This window comes from Lentzea sp. NPDC036955, from assembly GCF_055608005.1.
Window position 1 is genome coordinate 321,059 of record NZ_JBVJRC010000001.1, and the last position, 21,544, is coordinate 342,602.

Sequence of the window (21,544 nt, forward strand, 5' to 3'; positions counted from 1 at the left end):
CAGGCGAACGTCACATCATCGCCACGACACCGCGCCGCAGCGCGTCGACCGCCTTCGAGGCGGCCGCCCCGACCGGGTCGCCCTTGCCGGACACGTCGCGGATCTGGTCGAGCAGGTCGATGACCTGCCGGCACCAGCGCACGAAGTCACCGGCGCCGAGCTCGTTGCCGCCCGCCTCCGCGGCGCTCAGCACCTTCTCCAGCGACTCGCCGCGCGCCCACCGGTACACCGGCCACGCGAAGCCGGGGTCCGGCTGGCGGGTGATGCGTTCGAGCTTGAGGCGGCGCTCGTCGTCCTCGATCTCCGCCCACAGCCGCACGGTCTTGAGCATCGCGTCCGCGACCGGGCCCTGCGGCAGCCGGGCCTCGACCGGACCGTCCCGCCGCGCCTCGTAGACCAGCGACGACACCACCGCCGCCAGCTCCTCTGGCTTGAGACCCTTCCACAGACCGTGGCGCAGGCACTCGGCGGCCAGCAGGTCCGACTCGCTGTAGAGCCTGGTCAGGCGCTTGCCGGCGGCCGTGACCTCGTCGACCTCGCTGAGGTAGCCGCGCTCGCGCAGCAACGCCCTGATCCGGTCGAACTGGCGGGCCAGCGAGTGCGTGGTCGCCGCGACCTTGCGCTCCAGCTGCTCGGTCTCGGCCAGCAGCCGGTGGTAGCGCTCCCCCCACCGGGCGTGGTCCTCGCGCTGGTCGCAGCCGTGGCACGGGTGCGCGCGCAGGGCCCGGCGCAGCGTCGCGAGCTCGGGGTCGTCGTCCGCGGTGGTCTTGCGGCGGCCGCGCGAGGGCACCGTGATGCCCGTGTTGCGGATCGTCGCGGCCAGGTCGCGCCGCGACTTCGGCGACCGCACGTCCACCTGCCTGGGCAGCCTCACGTGCCCCAGCACCTCGACCGGTGCCGGGAAGTCCGCCGACGTGAGCCGGCCCGACCAGCGGTCCTCGGTGACGACCAGCGGCCGCGCCTCGCCCAGCGGCTCGATGCCGGGGTCGATGACGACCGCGAGACCGGACCTGCGCCCCGACGGCACCGCGATCACATCGCCCTTGCGCAACGTCTCCAGCGACTTCGCCGTCTCGATCCGCCGCGCGTTCGTGTTCTGCTTCGCGAGCTGCTTCTCCCGGTCCGCGACCCGCCTGCGCAGCCCCGCGTACTCCGCGAAGTCGCCCAGGTGGCACGTCATGGACTCCGAGTAGCCCGCCAGCGCCTCCTTGTTGCGCTCGATCCGCCGCGCCAGGCCCACCACCGAGCGGTCGGCCTGGAACTGCGCGAACGACTGCTCCAGGATCTCGCGCGCGGCCGAGGCGCCCAGCTGCGACACCAGGTTGACGGCCATGTTGTAGCCGGGCCGGAACGACGAGCGCAGCGGGTACGTGCGCGTGGAGGCGAGCCCGCCGACCGCCTTCGGGTCGATGCCCGGCTGCCACACGACGACCGCGTGGCCCTCGACGTCGATGCCGCGGCGGCCCGCCCGGCCGGTCAGCTGCGTGTACTCGCCCGGCGTGAGGTCGACGTGCGCCTCGCCGTTGTACTTCACCAGCTTCTCGAGCACGACCGTGCGCGCCGGCATGTTGATGCCCAGCGCCAGCGTCTCGGTGGCGAACACGACCTTCACCAGGCCGCGGACGAACAGCTCCTCGACGGTCTCCTTGAACGCGGGCAGCAACCCGGCGTGGTGCGACGCGATGCCCCGCTCCAGCGCCTCCCGCCACTCCCAGAACCCGAGCACCATCAGGTCGGCCTCTGGCAGGTCGCGGGTCTTCTCGTCGATGATCCGGCGGACCTCCTCGGTCTCCTCCGGCGTGTTGAGCCGCAACCCGGCCCGCGCGGTCTGCGCGACCGCCGCGTCACACCCGGCCCGGCTGAACACGAACACGATCGCGGGCAGCAGGCTCGCGTTGTCGAGCCGTTGGATCATGTCGATGCGCGAGGGCGGCTTGAACCCGCTGCCGCGCGCCGGCCTGCCGGGACCACCGCCGCCACCGCGGTTGCGGCCGCGGCTGAACGGCACGTGGTAGCGCGCCAGCTCCTCGGTCTTGCGCAGCACCTGCGAGTTGATCCGCGCGTGCGTCTCGTCGCCCTCGAACAGGTCGAGCATCTGGTTGCCCACCAGCATGTGCTGCCACAGCGGCACCGGCCGGTGCTCGTCGACCACCACCGCCGTGTCGCCGCGCACCTCGACCAGCCACTCGCCGAACTCCTCGGCGTTGCTGACCGTCGCGGACAGGCCGACCACCTGCACGTGCTCCGGCAGGTGCAGGATGACCTCCTCCCACACCGGGCCGCGGAACCGGTCGGCGAGGTAGTGCACCTCGTCCATCACCACGTACGCGAGGCCGTCCAGAGTGGACGAACCCGAGTACAGCATGTTCCGCAGCACCTCCGTGGTCATCACCACGATCGGCGCGCCACCGTTGATGCTCGTGTCGCCCGTCAGCAGGCCGATGTTCTTCGCGCCGTAGCGCGCCGTGAGGTCGGCGAACTTCTGGTTCGACAGCGCCTTGATCGGGGTGGTGTAGAAGCACTTGCGGCCCTCGGTCAGCGCGAGGTGCACCGCGAACTCGCCCACGACGGTCTTGCCGGCACCGGTCGGGGCGCAGACGAGCACTCCGTGACCGTCCTCGAGGGCCTCGCAGGCCTGGCGCTGGAACGGGTCCAGCTCGAAGGAGATGACGGAGCCGAAGTCGGTCAGCTTGGGCCGCTGAGCGTTACGCCGTGACTGGGCGTAGGCCTCGGCCGGGGACCGCGAAGCACGTGACACCCCTCCAGGCTGTCACACACCACCGACAATTGCCGCCGAGATAGATTAACTTCAGCCCTCACTGAACCCATAAACCCCACTCCCTTCGCCAAGCCCACCGCAGTTCTTCCTGTCACGCGGGGGCCCCGCGTTCCCCTGTGGGTAACGCGGGGCCCCCGCGTGCGCCAGGAGAGTACGAAAGCTCCCCGCGTGCACTCAGAACGTGCGCTGGACGCGGTCGGCCACCAGCTTCACGAAGCGAGACGGGTCGGCCAGCTCGCCGCCCTCGGCCAGCAGGGCCAGGCCGTGCAGCAGCTCGGCCGTGTCGGTCAGCGAGTCGCGTTCACCCGCGGCGAACGCCCGGTGCAGGCCCTCGACCAGCGGGTGGGACGGGTTCAGCTCCAGGATCCGCTTGATCTTCGGCAGCTCCTGCCCCATCGCCTTGTACATCTTCTCCAGCGTGGGCGTGATGTCGTGCGCGTCGCCGACCACGCACGCCGGCGAGGTCGTGAGGCGCGAGGAGAGCCGGACCTCCTTGACGCTGTCCTCCAGCAGGCCCTGCAGCCACGTGAGCAGGTCGCCGAACTCCTCGGCCTTGGCCGCGGCCGCCGACTTCTCCTCCTCCGTCTCCAGGTCCACCTGGCCCTTGGCGACGGACTGGAACGGCTTGCCGTCGAAGGAGGGCACCGACTCCGGCCACATCTCGTCGATGCCGTCGGTGAGGATCAGCACCTCGTAGCCCTTGGCGCGCAACGCCTCCATGTGCGGCGAGTGCTCCACGGCGGCGCGGGACTCACCGTTCATGTAGTAGATGTGCTCCTGGCCCTCCTTCATCCGCGACACGTAGTCGGCGAGCGTGGTGGGCGCGTCGGCCGAGTGCGTGGACGCGAACGAGCAGATCTCCAGGATCGCGTCGCGGTTGTCGGCGTCGGCGAGCAGGCCCTCCTTGAGCGCCGCGCCGACCTCGCCCCACAGCTTGGCGTAGTCGTCGGGGCGGTTGCCCTGCAACGCCTTGATCGAGGACAGCACCTTCTTCACGAGCCGGCGGCGCATCAGCTGGATCTGGCGGTCCTGCTGCAGGATCTCCCGCGAGACGTTCAGCGACAGGTCCGCCGCGTCGACGACGCCCTTCACGAACCGCAGGTACTCGGGCATGAGCTCGCGGCAGTCGTCCATGATGAAGACGCGCTTGACGTAGAGCTGCACACCGCGCCTGGCGTCGCGCATGAACAGGTCCATCGGGGCCTGCGCGGGCAGGAACAGCAGCGCCTGGTACTCGAACGTGCCCTCCGCCTGCATGCGGATGGTCTCGAGCGGCGCGTTCCAGTCGTGGCTGATGTGCCGGTAGAACTCGGCGTACTCCTCCTCGGTCACCTCGGAGGCCGGGCGCGCCCACAGCGCCTTGCGGGAGTTGATCTCCTCACCGCCCAGGCGCACCGGCCAGGTGATGAAGTCGGAGTAGCGCTTGACGATCTCGCGGATCTTCGCCGGCTCGGTGTAGTCCGGCAGCTGGTCCTCGTCGTCGGACGGCTTCAGGTGCAACGTGACGGAGGTGCCCTGCGGCGCGTCGTCGACCTCGTCGATCGTGTAAGTGCTCTCGCCGGTCGACTCCCAGCGCACGCCCTTCTCGGCGTGCGGGTGCTTCGTCACCAGCGTGACCTTGTCGGCCACCATGAACGACGAGTAGAAGCCGATGCCGAACTGGCCGATCAGGTCCGAGGCGTTGCCGGACTGCTGTTCCTTGAGCTTGCCCAGGAACTCGGCGGTGCCGGACTTCGCGATCGTGCCGATCAACCGGACGACGTCCTCGCGCGTCATGCCGATGCCGTTGTCGCGCACGGTCAGCGTGCGCTCGGCGGGATCGGACTCGATGACGATGTGCAGGTCGTCGGTGTCGGCGACCATGTCCTTGTCGCGGAAGGACTCCAGCCGGAGCTTGTCCAGCGCGTCCGAGGCGTTCGACACCAGCTCGCGCAGGAACGTGTCCTTGTTCGAGTAGATCGAGTGGATCATCAGCTGCAGCAGCTGGCGAGCCTCGCTCTGGAACTCCAGGGTTTCCATACATCCCTACCGAAAAGATCAAAGCGGACCGAACAGCCCTATAAGTTAGCGACCCACGACGGTGAGCGCGTCAGGAACCGTCCGAACGGAGATGGGCAACGCCTCTTGACGCTCGCCGTCGGCGTACGCGACCCAGCCGTTGCCCCCGGCCAACGAGACCTCACGGGCGTGGAACGTGCGCACCGCCGGATGGTCGGTGTGCCGGCCCGTGCGCAACGTGGGCAGCATCCGCACCAGCATCGAGCGGCTCGCGCGTTCCACGACGGTCACGTCGAACAAGCCGTCGGCGGCGTCGGCGTCGGGGCACACCGGGATGCCGCCGCCGTAGTTCGGCGTGTTGCCCACCGCGACCAGCGTCGCGTCCAGCGAGAACGTCTCGGACTCGGTCGTGACCAGCAGCGGAGCCGACCGCAGTGACGCGAGCTCGGCCAGCACGGCGAGGTCGTAGCGGCGCGGGCCGGCGGGCCAGCGCATCACGTTCGCCCGCTCGTTCACCGCGGAGTCGAAGCCCGCGCACAGGACCGTGGCGAACCACTGGCCGGTGGACAGCCGACCGAGGTCGAGAGTCTTCTTCGTGCCGTGGACGACGTCCTCGACCGACCGGGACCCGATGGCGTTGGCCAGGTCGTTGCCGGTGCCCGCCGGGACGATCCCCAGTGCCGTGGACGTGCCCGCGCACGCCTGGATGCCCAGGTGGGCGGCACCGTCACCGCCCAGCACGACCAGCAGGTCGACGCCGTCGGCGACGGCTTGGCGCGCCAGCGCGAGCGTGCCCCCGGCGTCGTGGGCGACGAGCTGGCGCAGCTCGGAGACGTGCGGTCGCAACGCGGCGGCGGTAGACCCGGCGATCCGGGCCGCCCGCCCCTTGCCCGACGCGGGGCAGACCAGCAGGGCCGCCCGTGTCACGTGGCGTCGTCGTAGTTCACGCGCTTCGCGGGTTCCGAAGCGACCGCCTTCTGCCCGGCGCCCTTGTCGTCGGCGTCGTTGCCGTCGGCGTCGGACGGCGTGTAGTGGAACGGGGCCGCCTCGTTGTCGTCCAGCGCGTCCCAGCCGTCGGCCGCGCGCAGCCTGGCGGCGCGCCGGTCGTGGATCCTGGCGATCTGGATGGCCATCTCGAACAGCAGCGACAACGCGATCGCCAGCGCGATCATGGAGATCGGGTCGGTGCCCGGCGTCGCGATCGCGGCGAACACGAACAGGCCCATGAGCAGGCCGCGCCGCCACTTCGAGAGCGCCTCGTAGGTGATCACGCCCGCCCGGTTCAGCATCACGACCACGAGCGGCAGCTCGAAGCTGACGCCGAAGATGAAGAGCATCGTGATGATGAACGAGATGTACTTCTCACCGGTCAGCGCGGTGATGAAGTTGTCGCCACCGAAGCTGATCAGCACCTGCAGGCCCTGCGGCACGACCCAGTACGCGAGCACCGCGCCCGCCGCGAACAGCACGGCGGCGAACGAGACGAAGGTGCGCGCGAAGTTGCGCTCCTTCGCGTACAGGCCGGGCGTGATGAACGCCCAGAACTGGTAGAGCCAGAACGGGCTGAGCAGCACCGCACCCGCCGCCGCACCGACCTTGAGCCGGATCATGAAGACCTCGAACGGCTCGGTCTGCAGCAGCTTGCAGCCCTCCTCGCCGGGGAACTTGACCCGGTAGGGCTCGAGGTCGGGCTGGCAGTAGGGGCCGGTCATGATCTCGCCCAGCGACGGGACCGGCCCCAGCCGCACGTCGAACCAGATCCAGCCGAAGATGGCACCGATCGCGATGATCAGCATCGCCAGGCCGAGCCGGTGCCTCAGCTCGTACAGGTGATCCTTGAGCGACATGGTGCCGTCGGCGTTGGCTCGACGGCGCTTGGCGCGTTCCCGGCGCTCCGCGAACCACCGGAACGGACTTGCCACCTCGGTGACCGTCCTTACGAAGTCGGAGACCGGGGGAGGTCAGTTGATGTTGTTGGCCTTGTTCTGCGCGGTCTGCTCGATCGGGGGCGCCACCTGCGGCTGCTGCACGACGGGCTGAACGGGCTGAACGGGCTGCTGCACCTGCGGCTGGGCCGGCGGCAGCTGCTGGACGGGCTGCTGCACCACGGGCTGCTGCTGGACCGGCGTGTCGTCCGCGTCCTGGTCGCGCAGGCCCTTGGTCTCCGCCTTGAAGATCTTGGCCGACTTGCCGAGCGAACGGGCCATGTCGGGAAGCTTCTTCGCACCGAACAGCAGAATGATCACCACTGCGATGATGATCAGCTCGGTGGGTCCGAGGTTACCCATTGGTGATCCTCCTGTCTCCCCCGCCACGACGATCGTACGCGGGGTCGTCCCTGGTGGGGACCTGTTCCGTGCGCCGCCGCTCGGCGAGGGCCACCTTCAGCGCTGCTGATCGCGCCTTGAGCAGGCCCACTCCGTCGCCGACCCTGTCCCCCACCAGAGTGCGGGCACTGGCGAATCGACGCAAGGATCGGAGGACCAGCCTGCCGATCACGACGAGCACGATCAGGCCGAGGACGAGCAGCGCCAGGGTCGGTGTGTACGGCACGACCCCACGTTATACGGCTCAGGTGGACAGCAGGTGATCTGCCCGGCGCAATGCCTCCTCTGCCCGCCGGACCACCTCGGCCGCGAGCTCCGGCGGCTGTTCGACGTGCACGTCACCGCCCAGCCCGAGGAGCAGGCGAACCATCCACGACGGGTCGTCGTAGCGCATGAGGACACGCGTGCGGCCGTCGGAGATCTCCGCCGCGTGGTCCACCGGGTAGTACTCCGCCACCCAGTGCGCGTCCGGTTCGAGCAGGAGGACCGCGATCTTCTGGTTGTCCCTCGGCTGGAACAACCCCTCCGATGTGTCGGTGTGCTTGGCGTGCGGCGGTGGCACGCTCGCCTCGTCCAGGACCTCGACCCCGTCGATGCGGTCGAGCCGGAACAACCGCACGCCGAGCGCGGACCGGCACCACGCTTCGAGGTAGCCGCGGCCTTCCAGCAGCAACAGGCGCATCGGATCGACCACACGGTCGCTCATCGCGTCGTGCGACTGCGAGTAGTAACGGATGCGCACGGCCCGTTCGCGCTTCACGGCGTCCTGCACGGCCGCGCGGATCTCGGCGGTCTCCTCGCGCTCGAACGCCGCGAGCCCCACGACCATGCCCGCGGGCTGGGCCTTGCCGACCGCCGACTCGATCTTGGCCAGCGCCCGCTGCACGGCGTCGGTGTCGACGACGCCCGGGGTGTCCGCGAGCGCCCGCAGCGCCACGAGCAGCGACGACGCCTCCGCCGCGGTGAGCCGCAGCGGCCGGTTCATGCCCGCGTCGAAGCTGACGGTGATCGTCTCGCCCTCGAAGCTGAGGTCGATGAGGTCGCCGGGGCCGTAGCCGGGCAGGCCGCACATCCACAGCAGCTCGAGGTCCTTGCGCAGCTGCTTCGGGGTGATCCCGAAGTCGGCGGCGGCCTCCTTGACGGTGATCGCCGGCCGGTTGAGCAGGTACGGCACGAGTGCGAGCAGCCGCGGCAGCCGTTCGTTGGACGCGGTCACCGCGCTCCCTCCAGTGCACCCTGCAGCCGGTCGCGGACGCTCTTGGCGAGCACCTCGGGTTCCAGCACGACGACGTCGGGCCCGAACCCGGCCAGCCACTTGGCCGCCGAGTCGGGGAACTTCAGGTCGATCTCGACGACGTCGCCGCCGTCGCGGTGCTCCACGACCTTCGCGTGCCTGCGCACGCCCTGCGCCCTGCCCTTCGCGACCCAGATCCTGGCCGGCGCCGTCTCGTGCGGGTCGGCCTGGGTGCGGGCGATGAGGCTCATCAGGTCGGTGCCCTCCGGCACGGTGAACGCGCCGGGCCTGCCGACGGTCCTGACCTGCCCGACCACCCGTGACAGGCGGAAGCAGCGGGTGTCGCGGCGTTCGCGGTCCCAGCCGACGAGGTACCACTTGCCACGCCACGCGACCACGCCCCACGGTTCGACCGTGCGCTCCTTCTGCCCGCCCGGCGGTGGCTTGCGGTAGTCGAACGCGACGGCCTGCCCCGCCTGCACCGCCTGCAGCAGCGGCGGGAACGCGGGCTCGTTGGCCCTGACCTTGGGCTCGACGGCCGCGGGCGCGTCCTGGTCGACGTCCACACCGGCCGCGCGCAGCTTGATCAGCGCACCGTGCACGGCACCCGTGAGCTGCGGTGAGTCCCACAGCCGTGCGGCCAGCGCGACGGCGGCGGCCTCGTCGGGTTCGAGGTCGATGTCGCCGAGCTCGTAGTCGCGGCGCGCGATCCGGTAGCCGTCCTCCGCGCCCTCGACGTTCGACTGGCGGCCCACCTCCAGCGGCACGCCCAGGTCCCGCAGCTCGGACTTGTCGCGTTCGAACATGCGGAAGAACGCCTCGTCCGTCGGCGCTTCGTGATAGCCGGGGACGATGGCGCGGATGCGCTCCGCTGTCAGGTACTGGCGGGTCGACAGCAGGCACAGCACCAGGTTGACAAGGCGTTCGGCGCGTGCGATGGCCACGGCAGTAACCCTAACCTCGCGCGTGCTGAAACCTAATCACCACCTGTCGTGAACGGTCCGTTCAGCACACTGCGCGCGTTGACCCGCACGTCACAGCAGTGTGCGCAACTCTCTTACGAGCTCGTCCGGCGCTTCCTCGGCCACGTGGTGCCCGGAGTCGATGGGCCGCACACGGACGTCGTCGGCCCATTCGCTCCAGATGCCCGGCAGGTCGTCGTAGAGGTCGCCCAGGTCGTCCTTGGTCGACCACAGCGCGAGCACCGGGCACGCGATCTTGCGCCCGTTGGCGAGGTCCTCGTCGTCGTGCGCGCGGTCGACCTCCAGCCCGGCCCGGTAGTCGCCGCACATGGCGTGCACGGTGTCGCGGTCGTTGATCGCGCGCTGGTAGTCCGCCCAGTTCTCGACCCCCATGGCCGCGGGCGTGTCCCGGTACCGCCCGCCGTACCAGAGGCCGGGGTCCTGGCTGATCATCGCGGCCGCGATGTCCTGCTGCGCGAGGAAGAACCAGTGGTACCAGGCCTGCGCGAACCGCGCGTCGCACCGCGCCAGGTGCGCCCCGACCGGCAGCCCGTCGAGCACCGCGAGCCGCGTGACCCGTTCGGGGTGGTCGAGCGCGAGCCGGATGGCCGCGGCCGCACCCCGGTCGTGCCCGACGACGGCGAACCGCTCGTGGCCGAGCTCGCGCATGAGCCGCACGAAGTCGCGGGCCATCGCCCGCTTCGAGTAGTCGCCGGGCTTGCTGGACTCGCCGTAGCCGCGCAGGTCCGGGCACACCACGGTGTGGTCGGCCGCGAGCTGCGGCGCGACCCGGTGCCACGTCGTGTGCGTGCGAGGGTGGCCGTGCAGCAGGAGGACCGGCGGCCCTGCACCACCGGTCCTCACCCGCAGCACTGCCTCGCCGACATCGATGCGGCGCAACGAGAATCCCTCGAACACGCGCCCTGGTTACCCCACCGCACCGCAAGCGGAAACTAGTTCCACCCCGCCCGTCCCTTCTCCCCCGCGGCCCAGCAGGCCCCGCCGACGCAGTCGACCGTGTCGAAGCTGCCCGCGTCGGCCACCCGCCAGCTCTTCCCGTCCCCGGACACGTCCGTCCCCGACGGACCGACCGCGACGAGCCCGTTGCCCCGGTAGGCGATCCCGGACCGGTACCCGACCGGAGCCGTCGTCCCGGCCTTCCAGCCGCGTCCGTCGTTGGTGGCGAACGCCGGCGTCGGATCCGTCGGCTTGAGGTAGTCGCCGCCGATCGCCACGCCCCGCCACGGCGTCTTGAACGCCACCGCGAACACCCCGGCCGCCTCCCCCGCCGGCAGCGGCACCTCATCCGCTCGCCACGACCTGCCGCCGTCGCGCGACTCCAGCACCCGTGCCTGCGCACCGCCGCCGGTGGCGATCCAGGCGTGGTTGCCCGCCGTCGTCACGCACTGCCCGGACGCGGCGAACGCGAACTCGCCCGGCAATGCGTCCGGCATGCCCTTGGGGTCGTTGACGTGCCACGACCGGCCGCCGTCCCACGTCCTGAGGACCCGGAACTTCCCGTCCACCGGGTCGCTCAACGCCAGCCCGCGGAACCGGTCGAAGAACGCCATGCAGTCGTAGAACGCCTTGGGGTCGGTGTTGCGGAACTCCTCCTGCCACGTCTTGCCGCCGTCGCTCGTGCGGTAGATCCGCGACGTCTCCCCTTCACCGATCGACAACGCCACCGCGGTGCGCGCGTCGAAGGCCTCGATGTCGCGGAAGTCCAGCGCGGCGGTGCCCGGCGGCGCGACGGACTCCCACGTCCGCCCGCCGTTCGTGGTGCGCAGGACGGTGCCCTTCGACCCGCTGACCCACGCGACCTGGCCGTTCACGGCGGACAGGCCGCGCAGCCGCGCGTCGGTGCCGGTGGGGGTCAGCTCCCAGTAGGGGTCCGGGGCCGCTGCCGCGACCCCGGGCAGGAGCAGAAAAGCAGCGAGTGCCGCCGCGATGATCCTCATGCGACGGCACTCTGCCAGTTCTCACAACGCTGCTAAAGCGACGAGATGAGCCTTTCCACCCGCTCGTCCACCGCGCGGAACGGGTCCTTGCACAGCACGGTCCGCTGCGCCTGGTCGTTCAGCTTCAGGTGCACCCAGTCCACGGTGAAGTCACGTCCGGCGGCCTGCGCCGCGGCGATGAAGTCGCCGCGCAGCTTCGCGCGGGTGGTCTGCGGCGGGGTGTCCTTCGCGGCCTCGATCTCGCCGTCGTCGGTCACGCGTTCGACCTGGCCCTTGCGCTGGAGCAGGTCGAAGACGCCGCGGCCGCGGCGGATGTCGTGGTAGGCGAGGTCGAGCTGGGCGATGCGGGGGTTGGACAGGTCCATGTCGTGCTTGGCCATGTACCGCTCCATCAGGCGGTTCTTGATGGCCCAGTCGATCTCGCGGTCGATCTTGGAGAGGTCCTGCGACTCGACGGCGTCGAGGGTGCGGCCCCACAGTTCGAGGACGCGCTGCGCCATCGGGTCGGGAGAGCGCTTGGCGACGTGTTCGACGGCCTTCTCGTAGTACTCGCGCTGGATGTCGAGCGCGGAGGCCTCCTTGCCGCCGGCCAGGCGGACGGTGCGGCGGCCGGTCAGGTCGTGGGAGATCTCGCGGATGGCGCGGATCGGGTTGTCCAGGGAGAAGTCGCGGAACTGGACGCCCTGCTCGATCATCTCCAGCACCAGGTTGGCGCTGCCGACCTTGAGCAGCGTGGTGACCTCGGACATGTTCGAGTCGCCGACGATGACGTGCAGGCGCCGGTAGCGCTCGGCGTCGGCGTGCGGCTCGTCGCGGGTGTTGATGATCGGGCGGGACCGGGTGGTCGCGGACGACACGCCCTCCCAGATGTGCTCGGCGCGCTGCGAGAGGCAGTACACGGCGCCGCGCGGGGTCTGCAGGACCTTGCCGGCGCCGCAGATCAGCTGGCGGGTGACCAGGAACGGCAGCAGCACGTCCGCGATGCGGGAGAACTCGCCGGCCCGTGCGACCAGGTAGTTCTCGTGGCAGCCGTAGGAGTTGCCCGCCGAGTCGGTGTTGTTCTTGAACAGGAAGATGTCGCCGCCGATGCCCTCGTCGGCGAGCCTGCGCTCGGCGTCGACGAGCAGGTCCTCGAGGATCCGCTCCCCCGCCTTGTCGTGCGTGACGAGCTGGGCCAGGTCGTCGCACTCGGCCGTGGCGTACTCGGGGTGCGAGCCGACGTCGAGGTAGAGCCGGGAGCCGTTGCGCAGGAAGACGTTGGACGAACGCCCCCAGGACACGACCCGGCGGAACAAGTACCGCGCGACCTCGTCCGGGGACAGTCGACGCTGCCCGTGGAAGGTGCAGGTCACCCCGAACTCTGTCTCAATGCCGAAGATCCGCCGCTGCATCCCTCAACAGTAGGCGACGCGCAGGCGGAGGAGGGTGATCCGTTCGGGCGGCACGCCGGTTGCGGTTTAGTGTCAACAGCGTGTGGAAACGGGTCAGCGCTCTCGACAAGAAGCTCATGAGCTCCTCGGCCGGGCTGCCTCCGAGCAGGCTCGACAGGGGTTTGAAGAGGCTTTCCAAAGCCGCGAACCACAGCCTGCTGTGGTTCGTCGTCGCGGGGATCCTGGCCACGGGCAAAGGGCCGCTCCGGCGTGGCGCGTTGCGCGGTCTCGCGGCCATCGCCGGCGCCTCTGCCAGCGCGAACTTGGTCGGGAAGTCACTTTTTCCGCGTCGCAGGCCCGCCGCTGACCTGATCTCGTTCGAACGCCGCCTGGCCAAACGGCCGACGTCGTCGTCCTTTCCTTCCGGGCACTCCGCGTCGGCGGCCGCTTTCGCCACCGCGGTGGCCCTGGAATCGCCCAAAGCAGGCGCGGTGGTGGCTCCGATCGCGGCGGCCGTGGCCTATTCACGCGTCCACACCGGCGTGCATTGGCCGACCGACGTCGTGGCCGGTGCGGCGGTCGGCGTGGGGGCCGCGTACCTGACGCGCCGCTGGTGGCCGCTCGGGATGAACGAGCCCGCGTCGGCCTACGAGCACGCCGACCTGACGTCGTTGCAGGAGGGCGACGGGCTAGTCGTCGTGGTCAACCCGCACTCGGGGGTCGGCCCCGACCCGACGCCGCAGATCACGGAGGAGTGGCCGAAAGCGCGGATCGTGGCGGTCGAGGAGCTCGACGACCTGCCGGGCGCCAAGGCGCTGGGCGTGGCCGGGGGCGACGGGACGGTGGCCGCCGTGGCCGCGGTCGCCGCCGAGCGCGACCTGCCGATGGTGCTCATCCCCTCCGGCACGCTCAACCACTTCGCCCGCGACGTGGGCATCACCGGGCTGCACGACACGGCGCAGGCGGTGGCCGACGGCGTGGGCGTGCGGGTCGACCTGGCGCAGGTCAACGGCCAGTGGTTCGTGAACACGGCCTCGCTGGGTGGCTACCCGGACATGGTGCGGATCCGCGAGAAGACGGAGAGGCGCTGGGGCAAGTGGCCCGCGGCGGGCATGGCGCTGTTCCGCGTGCTGCAACGGGCCAAGCCGCTCGACATCACCATCAACGGCGAGGACCACCTCGTCTGGCTGCTGTTCGTGGGCAACGGCCCGTACCGGCCGAAGGGCTTCGCGCCCACGATGCGCCCGCGGCTGGACGACGGGCTGCTCGACGTCCGCTACGTCCGCGCGGACCGGAAGTACTCGCGGACCAGGTTCTTCCTGGGCGCCCTGCTCGGGGCGTTGGAGCACTCGCGCGTGTACAAGCACTTCGAGGTGGCGTCGTTGACCGTCGAGGTGCACGGCGCGCCCATCTCGATCGCGACGGACGGCGAGGTGCGCGAGCGGGCCAACCACTTCGAGTTCCGCTCACGTCCGGCCGCACTGGGCATCTACCGCCCCTGATGTTCGACATTGTCGAACGCCCGCAGGTAGAGTGGGGTGCGTGCCCGGACCCATCCAGTCCATCCAGCGCGCGGCGGAGGTCCTCAAGCTGCTCGCCCACGGCGGCGCGCACCAGCTGAGCGTCGCCGAGATCTCGCGCGCGCTGGACCTCGCGAAACCGACGGTGCACGGCATCCTGCGGACGTTGCACGAGGTCGGGTTCGTCGAGCAGGAGGTCGAGGGCGGCAAGTACCGCCTGGGGGCCGCGCTGTTCCAGATCGGCACCTCCTACCTCGACGGCAACGAGCTGCGCGCCAAGGCGCTGAACTGGTCGGACACGCTGGCGATGCGAGCGCGTGAGGCGGTGCGCATCGGCGTGCCGCACGGCAGGCACGTGCTGGTCGTGCACCACGTGTTCCGCCCGGACAACAGCCGGCAGGCGCTCGACACCGGTGCGTTGCTGCCGTGGCACGCGACGGCGCTGGGCAAGGCGCTGGTGGCCTTCGGCGAGCGGCCGGAGGGCGAGCTGCAGCGGTTCACCCGGCACACGCTGGACGAGGAGGCGCTGTCCGCGGCCCTGGAGCTGGTCCGCGACCGCGACTGGGCCTACGACCTGCACGAACTGGTCGAGGGCGAGGCGTCGGTGGCGGCCCCGATCCGCGACCGGCGCGGGGTGGTCGTCGGCGCGATCGGCGTGTCGGGACCGGTGGAGCGGCTGTGCGAGTCGCCTGACCAGCCACCCCGCCTGGAGCTCGTGTCCTACGTACGTGAGGCAGCTCGCAGCGTGTCCAGGGAGCTGGGTGGCCTCTCCTGGTAGTACTGTGGAAGCGTTCGACAATGTCGAATGGTTCACACAGAGGAGTGTGCAACGTGGCTCACATCGCGGCGATCGACCAGGGCACGACGTCGTCCCGGTGCATCGTGTTCGACCAGTCCGGCGGGATCGTGTCGGTCGCCCAGCGCGAGCACCGGCAGATCTTCCCCAGGCCGGGCTGGGTGGAGCACGACGCGGCCGAGATCTGGGCGAACGTGCAGGCCGTCGTCCGCGACGCCCTCGCGCAGGCCTCCCTCACGCACTCCGACATCGTCGCCTTCGGCATCACGAACCAGCGCGAGACCACGGTCGTCTGGGACAGGGCGACCGGCGAGCCCGTGCACAACGCCGTCGTCTGGCAGGACACCCGCACGGACGCGCTGGTCAAGCGCCTCGGCGATCACGACCGGTTCCGCGAGCGCTCCGGTCTGCCGCCGGCCACCTACTTCTCCGGGCCGAAGCTGCGCTGGCTGCTCGACAACGTCGACGGCCTGCGCGGGAGGGCCGAGCGGGGCGAGGTCCTGTTCGGCACCATGGACACCTGGCTGATCTGGAACCTGACCGGCCGCCACGTCACCGACGTGACGAACGCGTCGCGCACCATGCTGATGAACCTGGAGACCCTCGACTGGGACCCGGAGCTCGTCGCCGCGATGGACGTCCCGCGCGCGATGCTCCCGGAGATCCGGTCCTCCTCCGAGGTCTACGGCACCTACGAGGGCGTGCCCGTCGCGTCCGCGCTCGGCGACCAGCAGGCGGCGTTGTTCGGCCAGACCTGCTTCGCGCCCGGCGAGGGCAAGTGCACGTACGGCACGGGCGCGTTCCTGCTGCTCAACACCGGTGACGAGCCGGTGCGCAGCCAGAACGGCCTGCTGACCACGGTCGGCTACAAGATCGGCGCCGAACCGGCCGTGTACGCGCTGGAGGGCGCGGTCGCGGTGACCGGCGCGCTGGTGCAGTGGTTCCGCGACAAGGTCGGGCTGATCTCGTCGGCGGCGGAGATCGAGACGCTGGCGCGCACGGTGGACGACAACGGCGGCGCGTACTTCGTGCCCGCGTTCTCCGGGCTGTTCGCGCCGCACTGGCGTTCCGACGCGCGCGGTGTCATCGCCGGGCTGACGGGCTACATCTCGCGCGGGCACCTCGCACGCGCCGTGCTCGAAGCCTCGGCGTGGCAGACCCGCGAGGTCGTGGACGCGATGAACGCCGACTCCGGCGTGGACCTCACGACGTTGCGGGTCGACGGCGGCATGACGGCGAACAACCTGCTCATGCAGTTCCTCTCGGACGTGCTCGACGTGCCGGTGGTGCGCCCGATCGTCGCGGAGACGACGTGCCTGGGCGCGGCGTACGCGGCCGGTCTGGCCGTCGGCTACTGGAACAGCACCGACGAGCTGAGGGCCAACTGGCACAAGGCGGCCGAATGGGAGCCGTCGATGGAACCGGCGGCGCGGGACCGCGGCTACCGGAAGTGGAAGAAGGCGGTCGAGCGGACCGTCGGGTGGATGGACGAGGACGATGACTGACTCAACACAGCGGGCACGCGCCCGCGAAGAGCTGCAGCACGGCAAGTTCGACGTCGTCGTGATCGGCGGCGGCATCCTGGGCATCGCCACGACGTGGGCCGCGGCCCGCTCCGGCCTGCGCGTCGCCCTGGTGGAGAGCGGCGACTTCGCCGGCGCCACCTCGTCGGCTTCCTCCAAGCTCGTGCACGGCGGCCTGCGCTACCTCGCGATGGGCCCGTCGGCCGTGCCGATGGTGCACGAGAACCACAGGGAACGGCGTGCGCTGGGCGACCACCTCGCCCCGCACCTGGTGCGCCCGCTGCCGTTCCTCGTCCCCGTCTACAAGGGCGGCCCGCACAGCCGGTTCGTGCTGGGTGCGGGCGTCACGCTGTACTCCGCGCTGTCGGGCTTCGGCGACGGCATGGGGAAGGTGCTGTCGGCGCGCAGGGCAGCTGAGTGGGTGCCTGACCTGCGCGCCGACGGTCTGCGCGGCGCGGCGATGTACTACGACCACCAGATGAACGACAGCCGCGTGGCGATCACCGCCGCGCGCGCCGCCGCCGAGGCCGGTGCCGTGCTGCTCAACCACATCTCGGTCGTGGGCCTGCGCAAGACCGGCGCGAAGGTCACCGGTGTGGACCTGCGCGACCCGCTCGGTGAGTTCGGGGTGGACGCGAAGGTCGTCGTGAACGCGACCGGCCCGTGGCTCGACGTGCTTCGGCGCATGGAGGACCCCTCCGCCGACCCGTCGATCCGCCTGTCCAAGGGCTCGCACCTGGTGCTGAGGCAGACGTCGGAGTGGAAGGCCGCGCTGACGATCCCGGTCGACGACGTGCGCGTGTCGTTCGCGATCCCGTGGGAGGGCCACCTCCTGCTCGGCACGACCGACGAGGCCTACGAGGGCGACCCGGCGGCGGTCGCGTGCACCGACGCCGACGTCGACCAGATCCTCGGCGAGGCGGGCACCGCGGTCACGGGCCTCGACCGCTCGCGGATCGCGTACACGTTCGCAGGCCTGCGGGTCCTGCCCGGCGGTCCGGGCGACACCTCGCACGCCAAGCGCGAGACCGTGATCACCGCGGGGACCGGCGGCATGATCAGCGTGGCCGGCGGCAAGTGGACGACGTTCCGCAAGATCGGCGCGACGGTCCTGGCCCGCGTGAACTCCGAGCTGGGCCGCACCTTCGACGGCCCGCTGGACGGCGTGGCGCTGCCCGGTTCGGCATCACCGGAGACCGTCGGCTCGGTGCTGAACCACGCGTTCGACGCACTGCCCGACGACGTGGTCCGCCACCTCGCCACGCACTACGGCACGACGTCGCACGAGGTCGTCGCGCTCGGCCTGGAGAACCCGGCCCTGCTGGAGCGCGTGCACCCGGACGGCCCGGACATCTGGGCCCAGGTCGAGCACGCCCGCCGCACCGAGTGGGCCACCGAGGTCGACGACGTGCTGCGCCGCCGCACCACCGTGATGGTCCGCGGGCTCGACTCGCCGGAGGTCCGCACGCGGGTGTCGGAGCTGCTCGCCTCCTGAAGTCGCCGCGTCGCGTTCCACCCGGCCGTTCGAGTGCCGGGTGGAACGCGCCGGCATCACGGCTTGAGCGCGCGCACCACTCTGCGGCAGACGTGGACGCGCTCGAACCGCTGCCGCAGCTCGGCCTCCCGTTCGATCCGGGCGTGCAGGAACGCCCCGACCGGCACCAGGCCGTGCCGCGCGGTCACCACCGTGCCGACCTCGTCCGCCGACGCGTGCACGTGCAGGTACCGGCTCGTCTCGGTGAAACCGTTGCGCGCGAACCACCTCAGCGCGGGTTCGTCCGACCGCGTCCACGCGTCCACCTCGGTGGCACCGCAGCGCACCAGCCGGCGCACCGCCTCGTCGAGCAGCGCGGTCGCGATCCCGCGGCCCCGGTGGTCCGGGTGCACCACGACCAGGTCGATCGTCGCCTCCGCGCCCTGCACCGACACGTCCAGCGCGCCGATGACGACGTTGTCGGAGCACACGACGAGCTCCAGGTCGGCACGTCTGCGCGCCGGCCACACGTCGTCGTAGTAGCTCGTGTCCAGCAGCCCCAGCACACGGCAGCGCAACCACGACGCCTCATCGGCGGGCTCGTAGTCCCGAACGCGCACACCTGGCTTAGTCGCGGGCTTGATAGGCGCCCCCAGCAACCTCACCACCCCAGGATTCCGGATGCGCGACCCGCGCGCACGTGAGTTTCGAGGTCACCGTTTGCCAGGGACATACCCGGTATGCACACTCGGTACGCATGTCGGTGAAACACGGTCTGCTGGCGTTGCTCGAACGCGGGCCCATGTACGGCTACCAGCTCCGGGCGGCGTTCGACTCCGCCACCGGTGGCACGTGGCCCCTGAACATCGGGCAGGTCTACACGACGTTGTCCCGCCTGGAACGCGACGACCTGGTCGCCGCGCTGCCGGAGAACGACGGCCAGCGGCCGTACGAGCTCACCGCACAGGGCCGCGACGAGGTGCGGCGGTGGTTCGGCACGCCGGTGCGGCGGGGTGACCGCCCGCGCGACGAGATGGCGATCAAGCTCGCGCTCGCGATCACCACGCCCGGCGTCGACGTGGCCGCGGTCGTCACGACCCAGCGCACCGCGACCACGCGCACGCTGCAGGAGTACACGCGGCTCAAGACAGGGCCGGGCGAGCTGCCGTGGCTGCTGGTGCTCGACGCGATGATCTTCCAGGCCGAGGCGGAGCTGCGCTGGCTCGACCACTGCGAGGCGAGCCTGCTCCGCTACCGGCCCCGGCCCGTGGCCGAGCCTGCGGACGTCGAGGTGCCACGATGAGCGTCCTCGAACTGCGTGACGTCCACCGCGTCCACGGCAGCGGCGAGGCGGCCGTGAACGCGCTCCAGGGCGTGTCGCTCACCGTCGGGCCCGGCGAGCTGGTCGCCGTGATGAGGCCCTCCGGCTCGGGTTGGCCGGGTTGCTGGTGGAGCTGAGCGAGGCTTCGACCGCCTGACAACGAGGGTGTCGGCGACGCAACGCTCGGCTCCAACCCCCGGTAGCACCGCGACGAGCAACGCACGCACCCCGATCTGGGCGCCGTCGCCACTGCACCGCCAGCAGGCGCCACCGTCAACCGCGCCCGCACACCCCGCCACACAGCGAGAAGGCCCCCGGCGTCACCGCCGGAGGCCTTCCACACCAAGCGAACCGCGGGGCTACTTCGGCTCGTCGTCCGACGAGGGCAGCTCCACGTCCGTCACGTCCTTGCCGTCCTTGGTCGGCGCCGGCATCAGCTGGTCCAGGGCCGGGCCCGCGATGCGGCGGAACGCGCGGCGGGGGCGGGCGCGTTCCAGCACCGCCACCTCCAGCTTGGCCGCGGGGAGGACCTCGGCGGCGCCGTTGCCGGTGGACGAGGAGCCCGCCGACAGGGCCTTCACCGCCACGGGAACGGCTTCGGCCAGCGTCAGGCCGTCGGCGAACGACTCCTTCAACGCCGTGTTGGCGGCGTCGACCGTGCCGCCCATCACGATGTACTGCGGCTCGTCCACGATCGAACCGTCGTAGGTCAACCGGTACAGCGTGTCGGAGTCGGCGGAGTCGCCCACCTCCGCCACGCAGATCTCCACCTCGAAGGGCTTGATCTGCTCGGTGAAGTAGGTGCCGAGGGTCGTCGCGTAGACGTTCGCGAGGGACCGGGACGTCACGTCTCGCGGGTCGTTCTGGTACCCGCGCACGTCAGCGAACCGGATGCCCGCCTGGCGGAGGTTCTCGAACTCGCTGTACCGCCCGACGGCCGCGAAACCGATGCGGTCGTAGATCTCCGAGACCTTGTGCAGCGTGCTGGAGGGGTTCTCCGCGACGAACAGAATGCCGTCCGCGTACTTCAGCACGATGACGCTGCGACCCCTGGCGATGCCCTTGCGGGCGTACTCGGAGCGGTCGCGCATCACCTGCTCTGCCGATGCGTACAGCGGCATCGTCATGGGTGGTGCTCCTGACGTCGAACCTGATGGGGACTCAGCCTGCTGGGCGGGACCGGCGGCCTTCGACGACCGCGTCGGCGATCGTCTGGACCTGCGACTCCGGTACCTCGACGGCACCGTCGACACCGTTGATCGTGACCACGACCGGGTAGAGGCGGCGGACCGGGTCGGGGCCGCCGGTGGCCGAGTCGTCGTCGGCCGCGTCGTAGAGCGCCTCGATGACCACGCGGATAGCGCCGTCGACGTCCGCGTCCGGGTCGTAGAGCTTCTTCAGCGACGACTTCGCGAACAGCGAGCCGGAACCGACCGCCTGGTAGCCCTGCGACTCCTCGTAGCGGCCGCCGGTGACGTCGTAGGACACGATCCGGCCCGCGCGGTCAAGGTCGGTCGACGAGGTGTCGTACCCGGCGAACAGGGGCACCACGGCGAGGCCGGCCATGGCCGCGTCGAGGTTGCCCCTGATCATCGCCGAGAGGCGGTTCGCCTTGCCGTCGAGCGACAGCGGAACGCCTTCGATCTTCTCGTAGTGCCGCAGCTCGACCGTGTACAGCCGCACGATCTCGATCGCGATGCCCGCCGTGCCGGCGATGCCGACGGCGGAGTGGTCGTCGGTGACGAAGACCTTCTTCATGTCGCGCTGGGCGATCACGTTGCCCATCGTCGCGCGCCGGTCACCGGCGATCACGACGCCACCCTTGTAGGTGACGGCGACGATCGTCGTCCCGTGCGGGGCCTGGACGGTCCCCTCCGGGAGCTTCCTGGCGGAAGGCAGCATGTCCGGTGCCTGCGCCCGCAGGAAGTCCGTGAACGACGACGAGCCCGGCGTCAGGTACGCCGAAGGCAGCGCCGCGGCCGGGTAACGCCCGGTCGAGCTGTGGTCCATGTGTTGGTTGTTCTCCCGTCCCCGAGGTGGTCAACAGGCCGCGACGGCCTACTGACCGCCCTTCTGCACGTATGCGCGGACGAAGTCCTCCGCGTTCTCCTCCAGCACGTCGTCGATCTCGTCGAGGATCGCGTCCACGTCCTCGCCGAGCTTCTCGCGACGCTCCTGGCCGGCTCCTGCGGCGTCACCGGCGCCGTCGTCGCCGTCGCCACCGCCCTGGCGCTGCTTCTGTTCCTGGGACATCTCGGCCTCCCACTGACTCGCCTGACAAG

Annotated in this window: 21 protein-coding genes; 6 read left to right on the plus strand and 15 right to left on the minus strand. The window is 70.6% G+C overall.

The window, feature by feature from the left end; all coding sequences use genetic code 11:
* Positions 1–10 precede the first annotated feature (10 nt).
* The 11 genes from ACZ7CF_RS01565 to pafA form a co-directional block, all read right to left on the minus strand.
* Entirely contained in the window at positions 11–2,758 is a 2,748-nt protein-coding gene (locus ACZ7CF_RS01565) for a DEAD/DEAH box helicase (protein ID WP_360387363.1), read from the minus strand.
* Positions 2,759–2,953: 195 nt separating this feature from the next.
* On the minus strand, positions 2,954–4,798 hold the full coding sequence (htpG, locus tag ACZ7CF_RS01570) for a molecular chaperone HtpG (protein WP_360387360.1): 1,845 nt from the start codon (positions 4,796–4,798) through the stop codon (positions 2,954–2,956).
* Between the two features lie 45 nt (positions 4,799–4,843).
* A complete protein-coding gene (locus ACZ7CF_RS01575) occupies positions 4,844–5,704 on the minus strand; it encodes a diacylglycerol/lipid kinase family protein (RefSeq protein ID WP_470368550.1) in 861 nt (286 codons plus the stop codon).
* Positions 5,701–6,624 carry a twin-arginine translocase subunit TatC gene (tatC, locus tag ACZ7CF_RS01580; protein ID WP_360388362.1) on the minus strand — a complete coding sequence of 308 codons (924 nt, stop codon included), beginning with the start codon at positions 6,622–6,624 and terminating at the stop codon, positions 5,701–5,703. Before tatC ends, ACZ7CF_RS01575 begins: the two co-directional genes overlap by 4 nt.
* Positions 6,625–6,738: 114 nt before the next feature.
* Positions 6,739–7,065 carry a Sec-independent protein translocase subunit TatA gene (tatA, locus tag ACZ7CF_RS01585; protein ID WP_360387355.1) on the minus strand — a complete coding sequence of 109 codons (327 nt, stop codon included), beginning with the start codon at positions 7,063–7,065 and terminating at the stop codon, positions 6,739–6,741.
* On the minus strand, positions 7,058–7,330 hold the full coding sequence (locus ACZ7CF_RS01590; RefSeq protein ID WP_360387352.1) for a bacteriophage holin: 273 nt from the start codon (positions 7,328–7,330) through the stop codon (positions 7,058–7,060). Before ACZ7CF_RS01590 ends, tatA begins: the two co-directional genes overlap by 8 nt.
* Before the next feature lie 18 nt (positions 7,331–7,348).
* Positions 7,349–8,320, minus strand: a complete 972-nt coding sequence (locus ACZ7CF_RS01595) for a helix-turn-helix transcriptional regulator (protein WP_360387349.1) — start codon at positions 8,318–8,320, stop codon at positions 7,349–7,351.
* Positions 8,317–9,282 (minus strand): helix-turn-helix transcriptional regulator, encoded by a 966-nt coding sequence (locus ACZ7CF_RS01600; protein WP_360387347.1) that lies wholly within the window; start codon positions 9,280–9,282, stop codon positions 8,317–8,319. The genes ACZ7CF_RS01595 and ACZ7CF_RS01600 overlap by 4 nt, the downstream gene beginning before the upstream one ends.
* A 90-nt stretch (positions 9,283–9,372) precedes the next feature.
* The gene (locus ACZ7CF_RS01605) at positions 9,373–10,218 is read right to left on the minus strand and encodes an alpha/beta fold hydrolase (protein WP_458433282.1); all 846 of its coding nucleotides are present in this window, start codon (positions 10,216–10,218) and stop codon (positions 9,373–9,375) included.
* Positions 10,219–10,253: 35 nt separating this feature from the next.
* On the minus strand, positions 10,254–11,258 hold the full coding sequence (locus ACZ7CF_RS01610) for a YCF48-related protein (protein WP_470368551.1): 1,005 nt from the start codon (positions 11,256–11,258) through the stop codon (positions 10,254–10,256).
* A gap of 32 nt (positions 11,259–11,290) precedes the next feature.
* Positions 11,291–12,649 carry a Pup--protein ligase gene (pafA, locus tag ACZ7CF_RS01615; RefSeq protein ID WP_089955448.1) on the minus strand — a complete coding sequence of 453 codons (1,359 nt, stop codon included), beginning with the start codon at positions 12,647–12,649 and terminating at the stop codon, positions 11,291–11,293.
* Positions 12,650–12,765: 116 nt separating this feature from the next.
* On the opposite strand from pafA, the gene ACZ7CF_RS01620 reads away from it, so the two are divergent.
* From ACZ7CF_RS01620 to ACZ7CF_RS01635, 4 genes are read left to right on the plus strand one after another with little or no spacing between them, the layout of a single operon-like run.
* The gene (locus ACZ7CF_RS01620; RefSeq protein WP_470368882.1) at positions 12,766–14,130 is read left to right on the plus strand and encodes a phosphatase PAP2 family protein; all 1,365 of its coding nucleotides are present in this window, start codon (positions 12,766–12,768) and stop codon (positions 14,128–14,130) included.
* Between the two features lie 40 nt (positions 14,131–14,170).
* A complete protein-coding gene (locus ACZ7CF_RS01625) occupies positions 14,171–14,926 on the plus strand; it encodes an IclR family transcriptional regulator (protein WP_360387339.1) in 756 nt (251 codons plus the stop codon).
* A 53-nt stretch (positions 14,927–14,979) separates the two neighbouring features.
* Positions 14,980–16,449: a glycerol kinase GlpK gene (glpK, locus tag ACZ7CF_RS01630; RefSeq protein ID WP_458433284.1), complete on the plus strand. Its 1,470-nt coding sequence runs from the start codon at positions 14,980–14,982 to the stop codon at positions 16,447–16,449.
* Complete coding sequence (locus tag ACZ7CF_RS01635) at positions 16,442–17,962, plus strand: glycerol-3-phosphate dehydrogenase/oxidase (RefSeq protein ID WP_470368552.1); 1,521 nt, start codon at positions 16,442–16,444, stop codon at positions 17,960–17,962. Before glpK ends, ACZ7CF_RS01635 begins: the two co-directional genes overlap by 8 nt.
* 56 nt (positions 17,963–18,018) lie before the next feature.
* Here the strand turns inward: ACZ7CF_RS01635 and ACZ7CF_RS01640 are convergent, their stop codons facing one another.
* Complete coding sequence (locus ACZ7CF_RS01640; RefSeq protein ID WP_470368553.1) at positions 18,019–18,561, minus strand: GNAT family N-acetyltransferase; 543 nt, start codon at positions 18,559–18,561, stop codon at positions 18,019–18,021.
* A 137-nt stretch (positions 18,562–18,698) separates the two neighbouring features.
* Between ACZ7CF_RS01640 and ACZ7CF_RS01645 the strand changes: the two genes are divergently transcribed.
* Positions 18,699–19,244: a PadR family transcriptional regulator gene (locus ACZ7CF_RS01645; protein ID WP_470368554.1), complete on the plus strand. Its 546-nt coding sequence runs from the start codon at positions 18,699–18,701 to the stop codon at positions 19,242–19,244.
* Positions 19,241–19,399, plus strand: a complete 159-nt coding sequence (locus ACZ7CF_RS01650) for a hypothetical protein (RefSeq protein WP_470368555.1) — start codon at positions 19,241–19,243, stop codon at positions 19,397–19,399. Before ACZ7CF_RS01645 ends, ACZ7CF_RS01650 begins: the two co-directional genes overlap by 4 nt.
* Positions 19,400–19,621: 222 nt before the next feature.
* Here ACZ7CF_RS01650 and prcA read toward each other — a convergent pair whose 3' ends face one another.
* From prcA to ACZ7CF_RS01665, 3 genes are read right to left on the minus strand one after another with little or no spacing between them, the layout of a single operon-like run.
* Entirely contained in the window at positions 19,622–20,389 is a 768-nt protein-coding gene (prcA, locus tag ACZ7CF_RS01655; RefSeq protein ID WP_360387324.1) for a proteasome subunit alpha, read from the minus strand.
* 34 nt (positions 20,390–20,423) lie between these two features.
* Positions 20,424–21,272: a proteasome subunit beta gene (gene prcB / locus ACZ7CF_RS01660; RefSeq protein WP_470368556.1), complete on the minus strand. Its 849-nt coding sequence runs from the start codon at positions 21,270–21,272 to the stop codon at positions 20,424–20,426.
* A 48-nt stretch (positions 21,273–21,320) separates the two neighbouring features.
* Complete coding sequence (locus tag ACZ7CF_RS01665; protein WP_360387319.1) at positions 21,321–21,515, minus strand: ubiquitin-like protein Pup; 195 nt, start codon at positions 21,513–21,515, stop codon at positions 21,321–21,323.
* Positions 21,516–21,544 lie beyond the last annotated feature (29 nt).

Coding starts and splice junctions, on each gene's coding strand:
- htpG (WP_360387360.1), bottom strand. CDS start 4,798: ATGGAAACCCTGGAGTTCCAGAGCGAGGCTCGCCAGCTGCTGCAGCTG.
- tatC (WP_360388362.1), bottom strand. CDS start 6,624: ATGTCGCTCAAGGATCACCTGTACGAGCTGAGGCACCGGCTCGGCCTG.
- tatA (WP_360387355.1), bottom strand. CDS start 7,065: ATGGGTAACCTCGGACCCACCGAGCTGATCATCATCGCAGTGGTGATC.
- ACZ7CF_RS01610 (WP_470368551.1), bottom strand. CDS start 11,258: ATGAGGATCATCGCGGCGGCACTCGCTGCTTTTCTGCTCCTGCCCGGG.
- pafA (WP_089955448.1), bottom strand. CDS start 12,649: ATGCAGCGGCGGATCTTCGGCATTGAGACAGAGTTCGGGGTGACCTGC.
- ACZ7CF_RS01620 (WP_470368882.1), top strand. CDS start 12,766: ATGAGCTCCTCGGCCGGGCTGCCTCCGAGCAGGCTCGACAGGGGTTTG.
- ACZ7CF_RS01635 (WP_470368552.1), top strand. CDS start 16,442: ATGACTGACTCAACACAGCGGGCACGCGCCCGCGAAGAGCTGCAGCAC.
- ACZ7CF_RS01645 (WP_470368554.1), top strand. CDS start 18,699: ATGTCGGTGAAACACGGTCTGCTGGCGTTGCTCGAACGCGGGCCCATG.
- ACZ7CF_RS01650 (WP_470368555.1), top strand. CDS start 19,241: ATGAGCGTCCTCGAACTGCGTGACGTCCACCGCGTCCACGGCAGCGGC.
- prcA (WP_360387324.1), bottom strand. CDS start 20,389: ATGACGATGCCGCTGTACGCATCGGCAGAGCAGGTGATGCGCGACCGC.
- prcB (WP_470368556.1), bottom strand. CDS start 21,272: ATGGACCACAGCTCGACCGGGCGTTACCCGGCCGCGGCGCTGCCTTCG.
- ACZ7CF_RS01665 (WP_360387319.1), bottom strand. CDS start 21,515: ATGTCCCAGGAACAGAAGCAGCGCCAGGGCGGTGGCGACGGCGACGAC.